Origin of the sequence: Paenibacillus sp. URB8-2 (assembly GCF_013393385.1) — a bacterium.
Classification (GTDB): domain Bacteria; phylum Bacillota; class Bacilli; order Paenibacillales; family Paenibacillaceae; genus Paenibacillus_AQ.
Genome location: NZ_AP023239.1, coordinates 2,195,532 through 2,209,374, shown reverse-complemented (window position 1 = coordinate 2,209,374; position 13,843 = coordinate 2,195,532). Strand labels below are relative to the sequence as shown.

12 protein-coding genes and 1 riboswitch are annotated in these 13,843 nt (G+C 49.6%); of the genes, 1 reads left to right on the top strand and 11 read right to left on the bottom strand.

Annotation, left to right across the window (positions count from 1 at the left end):
* Positions 1-11 precede the first annotated feature (11 nt).
* The 6 genes from PUR_RS10075 to PUR_RS10050 form a co-directional block, all read right to left on the bottom strand.
* Complete coding sequence (locus PUR_RS10075) at positions 12-662, bottom strand: precorrin-8X methylmutase (RefSeq protein WP_179035125.1); 651 nt, start codon at positions 660-662, stop codon at positions 12-14.
* Between the two features lie 22 nt (positions 663-684).
* Entirely contained in the window at positions 685-1,452 is a 768-nt protein-coding gene (gene cobK / locus PUR_RS10070) for a precorrin-6A reductase (protein WP_179035124.1), read from the bottom strand.
* Between the two features lie 42 nt (positions 1,453-1,494).
* Positions 1,495-2,571 carry a sirohydrochlorin chelatase gene (locus PUR_RS10065; protein ID WP_179037843.1) on the bottom strand — a complete coding sequence of 359 codons (1,077 nt, stop codon included), beginning with the start codon at positions 2,569-2,571 and terminating at the stop codon, positions 1,495-1,497.
* A gap of 20 nt (positions 2,572-2,591) precedes the next feature.
* Positions 2,592-4,271 carry a precorrin-3B C(17)-methyltransferase gene (gene cobJ / locus PUR_RS10060; RefSeq protein ID WP_179035123.1) on the bottom strand — a complete coding sequence of 560 codons (1,680 nt, stop codon included), beginning with the start codon at positions 4,269-4,271 and terminating at the stop codon, positions 2,592-2,594.
* Positions 4,272-4,299: 28 nt separating this feature from the next.
* On the bottom strand, positions 4,300-5,394 hold the full coding sequence (gene cobT / locus PUR_RS10055) for a nicotinate-nucleotide--dimethylbenzimidazole phosphoribosyltransferase (protein ID WP_197970135.1): 1,095 nt from the start codon (positions 5,392-5,394) through the stop codon (positions 4,300-4,302).
* Between the two features lie 138 nt (positions 5,395-5,532).
* A riboswitch (cobalamin riboswitch) is annotated at positions 5,533-5,739 on the bottom strand.
* A gap of 213 nt (positions 5,740-5,952) precedes the next feature.
* Positions 5,953-7,134, bottom strand: a complete 1,182-nt coding sequence (locus PUR_RS10050; protein ID WP_179035121.1) for a serine hydrolase domain-containing protein — start codon at positions 7,132-7,134, stop codon at positions 5,953-5,955.
* Between the two features lie 141 nt (positions 7,135-7,275).
* On the opposite strand from PUR_RS10050, the gene PUR_RS10045 reads away from it, so the two are divergent.
* The gene (locus tag PUR_RS10045; protein WP_179035120.1) at positions 7,276-7,728 is read left to right on the top strand and encodes an Lrp/AsnC family transcriptional regulator; all 453 of its coding nucleotides are present in this window, start codon (positions 7,276-7,278) and stop codon (positions 7,726-7,728) included.
* On the opposite strand, the gene PUR_RS10040 is transcribed toward PUR_RS10045, so the two are convergent.
* From PUR_RS10040 to PUR_RS10020, 5 genes are all read right to left on the bottom strand, one after another.
* On the bottom strand, positions 7,680-8,909 hold the full coding sequence (locus PUR_RS10040) for an MFS transporter (RefSeq protein ID WP_442953801.1): 1,230 nt from the start codon (positions 8,907-8,909) through the stop codon (positions 7,680-7,682). The genes PUR_RS10045 and PUR_RS10040 overlap by 49 nt on opposite strands.
* 305 nt (positions 8,910-9,214) lie before the next feature.
* Positions 9,215-10,111, bottom strand: a complete 897-nt coding sequence (locus tag PUR_RS10035) for an NAD-dependent epimerase/dehydratase family protein (protein WP_179035119.1) — start codon at positions 10,109-10,111, stop codon at positions 9,215-9,217.
* Between the two features lie 29 nt (positions 10,112-10,140).
* Entirely contained in the window at positions 10,141-10,800 is a 660-nt protein-coding gene (locus tag PUR_RS10030) for a type 1 glutamine amidotransferase domain-containing protein (protein ID WP_179035118.1), read from the bottom strand.
* A 155-nt stretch (positions 10,801-10,955) separates the two neighbouring features.
* On the bottom strand, positions 10,956-11,825 hold the full coding sequence (locus tag PUR_RS10025) for a LysR family transcriptional regulator (RefSeq protein WP_179035117.1): 870 nt from the start codon (positions 11,823-11,825) through the stop codon (positions 10,956-10,958).
* A 57-nt stretch (positions 11,826-11,882) separates the two neighbouring features.
* Positions 11,883-13,322, bottom strand: coding sequence for a DEAD/DEAH box helicase (locus PUR_RS10020; protein WP_179035116.1), 1,440 nt, complete (start codon positions 13,320-13,322; stop codon positions 11,883-11,885).
* Positions 13,323-13,843 lie beyond the last annotated feature (521 nt).

The following is a 13,843-nucleotide window of genomic DNA, read 5'->3' as shown; positions in this document are numbered from 1 at the left end:
CCTTCCCTGATTTACGCTTTTTTCTCCGCCATAACGGCAAGGGCATTAACAGCCGCCACTACAACCGTACTGCCGCCCTTCCGCCCAAGGTTCGTAATAAACGGAATATCGAGCTTGCTGAGCTCATCCTTCGATTCCGCAGCGGATACAAAGCCTACCGGCATGCCGATAATTAGATCCGGCTTTGCTTCCCCTTCCTTAACCATACGGATCAATTCAAGAAGCGCGGTAGGGGCGTTGCCGATGGCGTAAATTCCGCCCTCCGCTTCACGAGCCGCTTTACGCATGGAAATGATGGCGCGTGTTGTATTTAACCGTTTCGCTTCCTCCATCACATCGGGGTCCGAAATGTAGACGTTGACGCTTCCGCCAAACTTTTGAATGCGCGGCTTGCTGATGCCTACCTGGACCATCTGCACATCGGCAACGATTTTCTTTCCGCCAAGGATGGCCGCTATTCCCGCTTCAATCGCTCCCGGGTGAAACACTATATTCCTGCCAAGCTCGAAGTCCGCCGAGGCATGGATGATTCGCTGGACGACCGGATACTGCTCGGGTGTAAAGTGATGTTCCCCCAGTTCTTCCGTGATGATCTCGAAGCTTTTGCTCTCAATCTCCTGAGGCTGTACCGTCAGCGGTTTAAATTCCGTCTTAAAATCCATAACATTTCTCCCCTGTACTCGATTAGCGGGCAACTTCGTTCAACTGCTCAATGACGTCCTGGAAATCCGTAAATACAGCGCCAAAATCAATTTCGGGCCGGGAAATTAATATTACCTGTATGCCCAACTTCAGCGCGGCTTCGATCTTCTCGTCGACGGCTCCGGTTTTGCCGCTCTCTTTCGTGACCATCACGGTCGTGCCGTACTGCCGGTAAAGAGCTTCATTCAGCTCCCGGGAAAAAGGCCCTTGCAGGGCAATGATGTTCTTTTGCTCAACTCCGAGTTCTTCGCATTTCTCAATGTTATCTCGCCGGGGCAGCATTCGGGCTACCAGACGGATTTCCGGATCTCCCAGCAGATGCTTGGTAAAAATATGCAGTGTCTTGCCGCCGGTGGTCAGCATCACGGAGCCCTTAAGCTTCTTGGCTTCCAACGCCGCTTCTTCATATGAAGAAACAACCGTAAGCTTCGGATCATCACCGTAGACTAAGTTCGCCCGTTCAAAACGAATATAGGGAATACCTGCCTCTTTCGCGGCTTCCATCGCATTCCTGTGCGCTTCTTCGGCGAACGGATGGCTCGCGTCAACAATGGCCTTGACCTCTTCCCGGCGTATCAGCGTCACAATCTCATGCTTGGCCAGACGTCCGACGCGCACGGGCAGATTGGCTTCCTGCAAGCTTTTCGCCGCATTATCGGTAACAACCGATGTCAATATTTCAAATCCGTTCTGTTGTATCAAGGCAGCGAGTTCACTCGCATCACTTGTACCGCACAGGGCAAAAATCATATCGCTTCCTCCTCTAGATGTTCCTGATGCCCTTTTGCGCAGCTATGTTCCCACATGATGGTGATCGTGGTCGTGATGATGATGGTCGTCATGATCGTGCCCATGGTCGTGATGGCGTTCGTGATCATGGTGCCCATGATCGTGATGGTGGTCATGATCGTGATCGTGCCCGTGATTGTGATGATGGTGATCGTGGTCGTGATGATGATGGTCGTCATGATCATGCCCATGGTCGTGATGGCGTTCGTGATCATGGTGCTCGTGGTCGTGATGGTGGTGATGATGCTCGTGCTCGGCCGCAGCCGCCAACCGGTACTGACACATATCACAGTTCATAACAGCCTGCCCTTCCACCGCTTCGGCAACCCGATCGAGCAGTGCTTCAACCAGTTTCGGATGAAATCCGAAATACCCTGCAAGTTCAACCGTGATACCCGGGTGCAGTGCGGCAAACTCCGCTGTCATTTCCTCAATGCGCTTAATCAAAATTCCCGTAAACAGGAAGTAAGGAAGGACGAAGACTTTTTTCGCACCAAGACGTAAGACTCTTTCCAGGCCATCCTCAAAGGTAGGCTCCGTAACCCCAATAAAGCAGTTCTCCACCCATTTGACCGGAAGCTGCTCCCACAGAAGGCGGGTCATCTTAAAAAAATCGCCGTTGGCATCGCCGTCGCTGCTCCCCCTGCCGATCAGAAGAACGGCCGTTTCCGGTTCGCGCAGTCCTTGTTCTATCGGACGCTCCAAGCTGCCGGTCTTAAAGCCGGCTGACGCCATACGGGATGTCAGAATATCCATCACCTTTTGATGCACGCCAATCGGACGCCCGTAGACGAATTCCACGGCAGGATAAAGCTTTTTGGATCTATCAATCTCAAAAGGGATATGAATTTTGGCATGACCCGCCGCAAACAGCATGATTGGAATAACGATAACCCGGTCGGCTCCCTGTTCGACGCAGCGGGCTATTCCCCGGGCAATATCAGGCTGCACAAACTCCAAAAAGCAAGTCTCTATCTTATATTGGGGCGCTGCCTGGCGCACCATATCGGCAAACTGCAGCAGCTCCTCGTTCCCTTCGGGGTCCCGGCTTCCATGCCCAACTAACAATATCGCGTCCATCTTCTTCCTCCTCATGATCGTTAATCGCCGCAGACCGCATCCGCCACAGCAACGATAGCCTGCTCCTGATGTCTGAACCCGGCAACCTTCCCCGCACGTTTAAAAAACTTATGAAACCTTTCACCTGGAAAAGCCTTATCGGTATATTCCAGGAAAATCCGTTCCACCGTATCTACAATTTGATCCGCCTCAATCCCTTCGGCTACAGGCTGCGCCGGATGCGCACCCCGTCCGATTGTCTTTCCTCCCAGGAACAGGTCATACGCCCCTTTGCGATACACAATGCCGATATCCTCCAGCACAGCCCCGTAACAGGCCATACCGCAGCCGTTAAAGCCGATTTTCAATTCCTTGGGAGTCTTCAATCCGCTGATGACGCGGTTCAGCTCTTCCGCAACGGGGATGGACCCGTCTTTCTCCAAATTACAGAAATCGCAGGCTTTAATCTGCGCAACATCGCCTACCGGGAAGACCAGCAGCTTCTCCGCTTTCAGTTCCGCGACAACCCGCTTGGGATCGCCCCCAGGGATGCGCAGAATGACTTGGTGATGCGGGGTATACTCCATTTCCCCCTGTTCACCTGCGATTTCCGCAAGCGACGCCATTTGACGCGCGGTGAACTTCTTATTCGCGATGCCCGGTGCCACTCCCACTTCAAAAAGGACGAACGGATTTGCGGCGGCAGCGCGTGCCGATTTGGAACCAGCGTAGTCCCCGGAGACGATGCCTTTGGCCTCGAGAATCTGCAGCGCCTCCATCGCCGCTTCCAGCGGGCCGGACGATTTCGCGCTGCTGTAAGAGGCGGAAGCCGGGAAATCAAGTTGAACGGACTTAGCTTCCCCTCTCTCTCCAGCCTCTTCCTTCGCACTCAGTGACCACGGCTCCGCCGCCACTTGAAGACGCTCGCTAGGTCTTAGTCTCTGCTCTTCCGAGTCCAGTGTATATTTCCGCTGGTAGCCTCTCGGCGTAATCATTAAGCCGTCATAGACCACCGTCGACGAGTTGCCGATAATAACCGTGGTAAGCATCCCTATTTCATGCTCCAGCATGTCCGCCAAGGTGGTAAGGACAACCTGCTGCCGGTCCCGGTAAGCGCTCTTCACCAGACCTACCGGCGTGTCCGCGGAACGGTGCTCCAGCAAAATCCGCTGAGTCTCAGCGATCTGCCGGGTACGCCTTCCGCTTCTCGGATTATAAAGAGCGATCACAAAATCCGCTGCAGCCGCCGCTTCCACGCGTTTGGCAATGGTGTCCCAAGGGGTTAAATGATCACTTAGACTGATCGTACAGGCATCATGCATAATTGGCGCCCCAAGGAGCGCGGCACAGGAGTTGATCGAGGAGATTCCGGGAATAACCTCTACTTCCACTCCCTCCTCGGCATTCCATTTCTTTTCGATCAATACTTCATAGATTAGTCCGGCCATTCCGTATACACCGGCGTCGCCGCTGGAAATAACCGCAACTGTTCTTCCCATATACGCCTGCCGTACAGCCTCCTGAGCGCGGCTCACTTCTTCCGTCATGCTGGTTCTTACAATTTCCTGAGTGGTTAGAAGGCCCCGGATCAAATCCACATAGGTGTTGTAACCTATGATGACTTCGCTTTCCTCGATTGCCCTGCGGGCACGATCCGTAATATGTTCAAAAGCGCCCGGGCCAAACCCGATCACAAGCAGTTTGCCTCTCTTCTGTTCCATCGTGCAGCCTCCTCTATTTAAACCATGATCACTCTACCGCAAGGCCGAATTCATCTTCTTCAGGGGCCGGACTCGGGATACCGAGATCTTCAAATGTGGCCATCTTCGAAACCAGATGTACAGCCGATTCGATGACAGGAAGAGCCAGCGCGGCCCCTGTCCCTTCTCCAAGGCGCATGTCCAGATACAGCAAAGGCTTCAGCCCAAGCTCATCAAGAACGATACGGTGCGCCGGTTCAACGGACAAATGGGAAGCGAATAAATAATCCCGGCAGCGGGGTTCGATCCGGCAGGCAGCGAGCGCCGCAGCCCCTGTAATCACCCCGTCAATAACCACCGGAACTCTGCGGGCAGCCGCTCCCAATATCACACCTGCCAGCCCGGCGATTTCGAGTCCTCCTACTTTAGCGAGCACGTCGACAGCATCACCCGGATTAGGCCGGTTGACCTGTATCGCCCGTTCGATCACCTTTGTTTTGGCGGCTAACGCTTCGTCGCCGATACCGGTTCCCCTTCCGGTGATCCGTTCCGCCGGATGGTCAGTGAACACCGCCGTAATAGCGCTGCTTGGAGTCGTGTTGCCGATGCCCATTTCCCCTAAACCGATCACTTCGATTCCTTTATCAGCAAGCTCGTAAGCCATATCTATCCCGACATGCATCGCGGCAACCGCTTCTTCCTTGGTCATCGCCGGCCCTTTTGCCATATTGGCCGTTCCCGGGCGGACTTTCCGCTGAACTACACCTTCCGGCAGGTCTGTCAGCAAAGTCCCGACATCGATAACGTGAACCTCCGCCCCCGCTTGCTGTGCGAGCACATTAACAGCGGCGCTTTGGCGAATAAAATTCGCCATCATAAGCCCTGTAACTTCCTGTGGATAGGCGCTGACGCCTTCCTGAACGACACCGTGATCGCCGCACATCACGATAATCGCTTTATTGTCCACACGGGGCTGCACGCTGCCTGTTATACCGGCAAGCCTTACAGCAATCTCCTCCAGGCAGCCAAGACTCCCCAAAGGTTTGGTCAGGTTGTTGACGCGTTTTCTCATTTGATGCATCGATACAATATTCAGCCGTTCAATCCGATTGATCACTTGCAATAATTTTTCCAAGAAAATCACAATCCCTTCTACCATTCTAGAGACATATGTAACAAAATTTGAGAAACAAAAAAAGCACTCCCTACACAAAAAGAGCGTAGAAGTGCCGTTAATCGCCGTAATACAAGCGTGCTCCCCCTTCCTATCCTCGTAGGTCAGTCGTGCTGTTGAAAAAAGGCAGGTCTCCTGACTTGTGGATCAGACGCAAAAACCAAAATCATAATGACTCGGTTGCTTAAGCCTTCCCATTTGACACAGTGGCTTAAAGCTTGCTCTCCATTTACAGTGGCGGGACCGCGACGGACTTTCACCGTTCTTCCCTTTTAAGAAACGCCTTAGCGTTTCACCTTTTTCTCCATATGCTGTTGTAGACAAGATATGCTTACAGTACGCCTATTATAACTTGAGATTTAAAAAGAAGTCTATGAGTCTGCTCTCCAGTTTATCCGTGAATTCGATTATAGTACCATTGTCCACGATTTCTTCTTGTCCGGTATTCATCCGAATGATGCTGCCATGCGTCACAAGCAGTACATTTCTGTCCGCCGAGGGCTCCAGACAAACTAAAGTACGTTAGCGTTATTTAGACTTCCCAAGCCCTTCGTAAACCGCCTCGCAAAGGTCTATCGTAAACTGGCCCGACATGCCTTCCAGCGCGGTGTTGGTAAACGCGACGACGCTTATTTGTTTGACGGGATCAACAAACCAGGAATGACCATAAGTTCCGCCCATACGCCAAGTTCCCGGCGACTCGGAAGTTTGAGCGGCCGCCGGATCTTTCAGCACGGTAAAACCCAGCCCGAATCCACGCCCTGGCCAGTATGCCATAGGAAGATTGCCGATCTGATTGGTGGTCATTTCTTGAACCAGACTCTCCGGCAATAGAGGTGCTCCACCTTTTCGTAAGGTTTCCAACAGCCGCATAAAATCACCCGCACTGCCAACCATGCCGGCGCCACCTGACGGATACGCCGTATCATCAAGCGCCCGGCCGGGAGCAAGCCGGAAACCCGAAGTACCTTCTATAAATGGAATGTGGTCAAAATCAAGCAAACGGCGCGGCTCAGGAAGATCGTTCGCATAGGCCGCTGAAAGCCTTAGGGCATCGACCGCAATAAATCCGGTATCATTCATGCCAAGCGGTCCGGTCACAAGAGAACGTATCGCTTCGCCTAGCGGGGTATCGGCAGACCTGGCAATAACTGCACCCAGTACATCTGTTGCAATGGAATACTTCCACTGGGTACCTGGCACATAGAGGAGCGGTACGGAAGCAATACGGCGCAGATTTTCTTCCAATGAAATGCCGGCCTGATCCATACCGTCCGATACTCCGGCGTTCTCATATGAATCATGTTCCTTCTGAAAGAAACGGTAGGTCAATCCTGCCGTGTGAGTCAACAAATGCCGAATGGTCACGGCTGCAAATTCACCATTCTGCAAACGGGGGCGAAACTCGGGCAGCCATCTGTCCACGCGATCATCCAACCCCAGACGGCCTTGCGATACAAGCACCAGGGCAGCCGTGGAAACGATCGGTTTAGATACGGAAGCAAGCCGGAATAACGTATGATCTTGCATGAACCGGTTTTGTTCGCGGTCTGCATATCCGGCAGCGCGGTTATAACATTGCGTTCCGTTAAGCGTAACTTGGACAACAGCACCAACCAGCCTTTTTTCGGCAAGGGTACGATCAATGACTTCATCAATACGTGCCTGCAGCGCTTCTGTATCTCTCTTATTTAGATCGTATTTGCTCAATGTTATCCACCCTCTCTAACTTTCATGTATTAAATTAAATTGCTCATTTTACATATCGAAATCAATCCATTATGATGATTATACAAAGTAATAAAAGAAATTTTCTTTTAAATACCTTAATTTTTAAGGAGGACTTTCATAGTGGATCATGTGGACAAACAAATCCTCTTCCATCTTCAAAATCAGGCAAGAATTTCAATGACAGAGCTGGGTAAAAGCGTCGGTTTGTCCCAACCTGCTGTAACGGAACGGGTCAGACGAATGGAAGAGAAAGGAGTTATCGAGGAGTATCGTACCGTCATCTCTCCCGAAAAAATTGGAAAGCATGCGGCAGCCTATATGTTGTTTCGGACTAGAGACTGCTATGCCTTTCTTGATTTTGTCCAGGCTTCTCCCCATGTTGCCGAGTGCCACCGTATAAGCGGAGAACATAATTATTTATTAAAAGTACTGACCGACTCCACACATGCTCTTGAAGAGTTTGGCAATCAATGCGATAAGTATGGAACCTATACGATTCTGATTGTCATGTCTTCACCGGTCGATCATAAATTTCTCATCCATTCTCTTGAAGAAGCACAGGGAAATCCATGATCTTTAGCCCGCCACACAACAAGCAGTGCAAGGAGCAGCAGCATAAGCAAGGCCCAAGGGAAGGAACGAACGCCTAGGGTTTCGAGTAAAACAGCGCCCATTAAGCCTCCGCCGCCAATGGCCAGATTCCATGCCGTCACCAGCATCGATTGAGCCACATCCGCATTCTCGCCAGCGGCTACAGCTATTGCCGTCTGCAGCAGTGTCGCCGCTCCGCCGAACGTAAGTCCCCAGACGGCAATCGCTGCATAGACCACAACGGGCTGACTGCTGCCTATGCCAAGCAGAAGAGATGCCAATCCGAAAGCTGCAAGGCTTATCAATACCAATAGGCGCTGCATACGGTCAATCAACAGTCCAATTATCCAGATCCCCACGACCGATGTAACTCCGAAAATAAGCAATACCATATCAACACGCCGGGTAAGTCCGGTCCGGGCAAGGTAAGGCGCAATATAAGTGTACAAAATGTTATGAGACAACACCCAGGCCATAACAACAATCAATACGGGCCGCACCCCCGGCAAAATGAAAACTTTGTGGAGGGGGAGTCTTTGGGTCGCGGCCTGTCCGGGAAAATCCGGCATTTTCCAGAGCATCCAAACAACGAGCAGCACTGCCAGCAATGACATGATTACAAAAACAGAGCGCCAGCCAACAAGCACGCCGAGGAATGTTCCGGCAGGGACACCAAGTGCCAGAGCAAGAGGAGTTCCGGACATTGCCACCGCCACGGCACGGCCTTTAAGGACATCCGGCACCATACTCCGGGCATAGCCTGCTGTTATCCCCCATAAGACACCTGCAGATACACCAGCCAAGAAACGGGCAACCAGCGTCAGCGTGAAGTTAGAGGATATTGCAGTAACGCTGTTGAACAAGAGAAAACCAATAATGCACAGCAACAGCAGTGGTTTCCTCCTCCATTCTCGCGTTGCAGTTGTTAAAGGAATTGCAGCGAGCAGGGAGCCAATGGCATACAACGTGACGAGTTGGCCTGCTATAGCCTCCGAAACTCCAAGCCCCTCGCCGATCTGGGGAAGCAAACCGGCTGGCAGCGTCTCCGTGAGGATACAAATAAATCCCGCCATCGCAAGGGCTAACAACCCGGCCCATGGAAGGCGATCAGTAGAAGCAGCACTCGCGACACTTTGCGCGGCTGAAGTCAGATTTGGACTCAATATCAATCACCTCCTGGTTTCTATTTGAGTGGACTAATGATCCCACTACCAAGCGAGCAATCGCTCAATAGAGTTCAGTTTACAATATTAATTCGTTATTTTACATACATCAATCAAGGTATATGAACACCTTTAGCCACAGTATTAAATTCAAAAATCAGTGTTAACCTTTAATTTAAAATCTGTCTAGACAACGGGGGTAACCCCCTCGATTTTCGCTTCTTCGCGTGCTTAAACAAAAAGAGAAACCCAGGGTCTTTGAGAAAGACCGGGTTTCTCGACAAACTGGAGATACAGTTTGCATCTTAATTCATTTTTTCAATCCAACTGAACATCGGTTCTTCTGACGGATTCCAACCCAGCAAGTTTCTTGCATGTACAGCACGCACCCGGCTGTTGGAAGCAATTGCAAAACGTGCCCAATCTCCAAGCTCTGCAATAGCATCATCTACTGGCCAACTCACTGTTCTTCCTTCAAACCCGAGTGCCTCGCTGACCGATTTTGCAATATCTTCGAACGACTCCTCCCCATTCTCAGCAAAGAAATAAGAAGAAGACGGAGCTTTTTCAAGAGCCAACAGATATAAGCGGGCCAAGTCCCTGATATGAACATTGGACCAGCGGTTAACACCCTTTCCTACATGAACGCCTGCTCCTATTTCCTTCGATTTACGAATAATCTGAGGCAATTGATCGCTTTCTGTCGGTAATCCAAGCGCATCACCGTAAATCATTGAAGGAACTATGACAACGCTTCTCACCCAATCATCAATTCCGGCTTTGCGCACAAGATTGTTGATCGCAACACGATCTGCTCTGATATCCATGGGAACAAAAGGCGTTTCCTCGTTATAAATGTTCTCACTCTTAGAATCGCCACGCGCATCATCACCTACCACGCTCGAACCGGAGGTATGCAAGAATGGTTTTCCACTGCCGCGCAAGGCGGCAATAAACGTCTCTATGGCTGTCCGATGATCCGAGTCTGCCGTATGAATAACCGCATCGCTTAATTGAGCGTATCGAGTTAGCACTTCCGTATCTTCCAGTGTTCCAAGCACGGGTTCAATGCCTATTTGCTTAAGGGGTTCCACCTTGTTTGGATCGCGTACCAAACCGTAAACAACATGTCCTGCTTCAAGCAGCACCTTAGCTACCGATCCTCCAATATAGCCTGTAGCACCTGTAACAAATACTTTCATGCTTACCAACTCTTTTCCGTTTATTCGGATTAGCCCAGTTGTGCAATAACGGCTTTGGTTACAGCCAGCGTTGACTGCGGATTCTGGCCTGTAATCAGGTTGCCGTCTACCTCATAATGAGAAGTCCAGTTCGGGGCGGCCACATAGATTGCACCCAAATCGCGAAGTTTGCTTTCGAGCAGGAAAGGAAGATGTTTATCCAGCGTCGTTTGCGCCTCTTCCCGATCTGTAAAGGCATTAACACGTTTGCCGGCTACAAGCGGTTGACCGTTCGACAATGTAGCACCAACTAGCCCGGCCGGTCCGTGGCACACGGCAGCTACAATCTTGTTCCCTTCATAAAAATCACGCAGCAGTTTCTGAAGTTTTTGATTGTCGGGAAGATCGTACATCGTTCCGTGACCGCCCGGCAGGAAAATAGCATCGAAGCCTTCATCGGATACTTCATCGAGCTTTATCGTGTTTTCCAGATATTTTTGCGTATCCAAAATTTCTTGCGGGGTGCTGGCATCTACGCTGCCCGGATCGACAGGAGCTTTTCCTCCAAGCGGGCTTGCAACCGTAAGCTCATAGCCTTGTTTTGTAAATTCAATATAGGCTTCGCCAAATTCAGACAGCCAAATCCCGGTCGATTTGCCTTCATGAACTTCCGTATGATTTGTTACAACGATCAACACTTTTTTTGCCATTTTGTATTGCCTCCAATATTAATATTTTGCTACCCCCTTATTCTAGTTGCGATCTTGATATAAGACAAATTATGAAATTTCAGATTATCCATAAATATATTTATATATCTCTTGGAAGAAACAAAAAAGATCAACCAGATTAAACTGGCCGATCTCTATACATCGTCACGTATTAGCGTCATCATCTCATGGATTTGAGGCAGATGTTTATGTTTCAGCTTATAGGCGAAATACAACTCATTTTTCACTTTTAAATCCTCAAAAATAACTTTTGTTCGTTCATTTACCGAATTTCTTAATAGATATGTAGTGATAACGCTTAGACCCACACCATTTTCGATTGCCTTTAGAATGATATGTAAATTAGGAATAATATGGATAGGTCTGATTAGAGGGCGTTTTTTAAAGTGTTCTCTCCAAATTCTCCTTATAATCGGCAACTCCAGCCCATAGCTCATCCAATTTTGCGAAGACAGCCATTGTTCCTTTAACTCAAGATCGTCTGTGTCCAGTACTTCAAAATCCTTGGGGGCAACTATAACAAATTCTTCATCCATTAATTTCAAATATTCAATGCCTGGAGTTTGATACCTTTTCGATGTAATGATGAGATCTACTTTATCCTCCTTCAGCAGTTCCAACAATTGATCGGCAGTTCCAAAATTTGAAATGGTGCGGATATTGTATTTATGCAGCCGAGGGAGTATTTTTTCAGTATAGAACTCGTGTGCAGTTCCTATCTTTATGACTGTAAACGTAGGTAAAGAAGCCGATTTGAAATTCATCGTGGTCTCCTCCAAAGACTCGATAAGCGGAGCCAACTGTGAATACAACTCCTTCCCCCGTTCAGTCGGAAACATTTTCCTCGAAGTTCTGATGAATAAATCTTCACCAACCTCGGCTTCCAAGGCAGCTAAGTGTTGGCTCATTGCCGGTTGTGTCATCATCCGCGCCTTGGCGGCTTCGGACACAGAGTTGTGCTTATAGATAGTACAAAAACTTCTGTACCACTCAAAATCGACCATATCCAAAGCCTCCTTTGCTTTGACGCAGACACCTAAAATCCTGATAATAATCGATTATTATCTGCCCGCTTTGTTACTCGCTGCAGTTCTCGTCGTTCTGCCGTTTCCTCTAGCCGTTTCCCTCGCCTTGGCGTTTGCCTTAGTGTTGGCCTTCCCGTTTGTCTTGCCGTTTGCCTTCCCATGAATCGGATTACCTTGCTTAAATCCTTCGGATTTGGGCTTGCGGTCGCGGTTCGCCGTGGACTTGGCAGGCGGGAACGATTTGGCCGGATTTGACGATTTGGACGGCTTGGACGATTTTGCAGGTTTGGCGACTGCCGGTTTCGATAACCGGTCCCTCTTAAGGGACTCCGGAGTACGCTCCATCCGATAAGGATGATCCTTTACTTCGGGAATCCTTTTGCCGATTAATTTCTCAATATCCTTAAGGAAGGGAAGTTCTTCGGTTTCGCAAAAAGAAATCGCCGTTCCGCTCAGTCCCGCCCTGCCGGTACGGCCGATCCGGTGAACATAAGTCTCCGGTATCTGGGGCAGATTGTAGTTGATCACATGCGACAGCTCGTCAATATCAATTCCCCGGGCGGCGATGTCCGTCGCTACCAGCACGCGGGTCGTCCCGTTTTTAAAGTTTCGGAGGGAATTCTGACGGTCCGTTTGCGACTTGTTGCCATGAATGGCCTGTGCGGTAATGCCCACTTTGGTCAATTCCCGGGTGACACGGTCCGCGCCGCGTTTCGTCCGTGTAAACACCAAGGCGGAAACAATCGTCTGATCCTGCAGCAGCCGGTTCAACAGTTTCTGCTTGGTGCCCTTTTCGAGCAGATAGAGCGACTGCTTGATACGGTCAACCGTAGACGATACCGGAGTAATTTCGACCTTCACCGGATTCACCAGAAGCGATTTGACCATGTTGGCGATTTCCGGAGGCATCGTTGCCGAGAAGAAGAGCGTCTGTTTTTTGACGGGCATCTTGGAAATAATCCGCTTCACATCGTTGATAAAGCCCATATCCAGCATTCTATCGGCTTCATCCAGCACCAGAATTTGCACATATTGCAGATCCACCCGCTTCTGATTGATCAGATCGATCAGTCTTCCCGGTGTGGCAATCAGGATATCCGTTCCGAGACCCAGTGCCCTTTCTTGGACTCTTTGAGATACACCGCCAACGATCGCTGTGCAGCGTAAAGAGGTAAACTTACTGTAGGCCCCAATATTGTCCGCGATTTGCAGCGCCAGCTCCCTCGTCGGGGTGAGAATTAATGAGCGGATATGTCTTGCTGAACCCGTTCGGCTTGGCTGCTCTTGGAGCAGCTGGATAATCGGCAAAGAAAAAGCCGCGGTTTTCCCCGTTCCGGTCTGCGCACAGCCAAACAAATCTCTGCCTGCTAAAACGGACGGAATGGACTGCTCCTGTATGGGTGTCGGTGTTGAATAATTTTCTTTGTCCAAAGCTTTCAAAATGGGAGGAATCAGATTCAAATCTTTAAAATTCATGTCGTCTCCTTAATATTAAATACATATATTTTAATTACTTGTACTTACCCTGAGGTTTATCAAATCACTGTCACTGAACTCAAAAAGGAATAAACCGCCCTCGTCCAAAGGATGCGGTCTATTCCTGCCCGTAATACCTTTAAGCCGCCGTACTAAAAGCGGCTATTGCATCAAGAGCCGCTTTTAGTACGGTTCCTTTTGCATTGTACGCCATTATTACCCTCACTATACCACGAGCGCCTTCAAATAAAAAGCCGCTGAACAAAGAATTTGTTCAGCGGCTTTATCGAAATATCAGAAAGTATAAGCTTCGCGCTTATCCTTAACCTGATATTTTTACGAGAAACGGATACCTTCCTCTTCCAGAGGACGGCGAAGCCGTTTCTTCTTATAAGGAGACGTAGGGACCGAACTGGAATTAAGTTCGTGTTCCTCTAGGCCGGATTTCGGCTAGGTTGATGTTGAATTTTCGGATTTATATCATAAAATATGACAAATGAATGTTATCATATATATTAACC

Coding starts and splice junctions, on each gene's coding strand:
- PUR_RS10075 (WP_179035125.1), bottom strand. CDS start 662: ATGGATTTTAAGACGGAATTTAAACCGCTGACGGTACAGCCTCAGGAG.
- cobK (WP_179035124.1), bottom strand. CDS start 1,452: ATGATTTTTGCCCTGTGCGGTACAAGTGATGCGAGTGAACTCGCTGCC.
- PUR_RS10065 (WP_179037843.1), bottom strand. CDS start 2,571: ATGGACGCGATATTGTTAGTTGGGCATGGAAGCCGGGACCCCGAAGGG.
- cobJ (WP_179035123.1), bottom strand. CDS start 4,271: ATGGAACAGAAGAGAGGCAAACTGCTTGTGATCGGGTTTGGCCCGGGC.
- PUR_RS10035 (WP_179035119.1), bottom strand. CDS start 10,111: ATGAAAGTATTTGTTACAGGTGCTACAGGCTATATTGGAGGATCGGTA.
- PUR_RS10030 (WP_179035118.1), bottom strand. CDS start 10,800: ATGGCAAAAAAAGTGTTGATCGTTGTAACAAATCATACGGAAGTTCAT.
- PUR_RS10025 (WP_179035117.1), bottom strand. CDS start 11,825: ATGGTCGATTTTGAGTGGTACAGAAGTTTTTGTACTATCTATAAGCAC.
- PUR_RS10020 (WP_179035116.1), bottom strand. CDS start 13,322: ATGAATTTTAAAGATTTGAATCTGATTCCTCCCATTTTGAAAGCTTTG.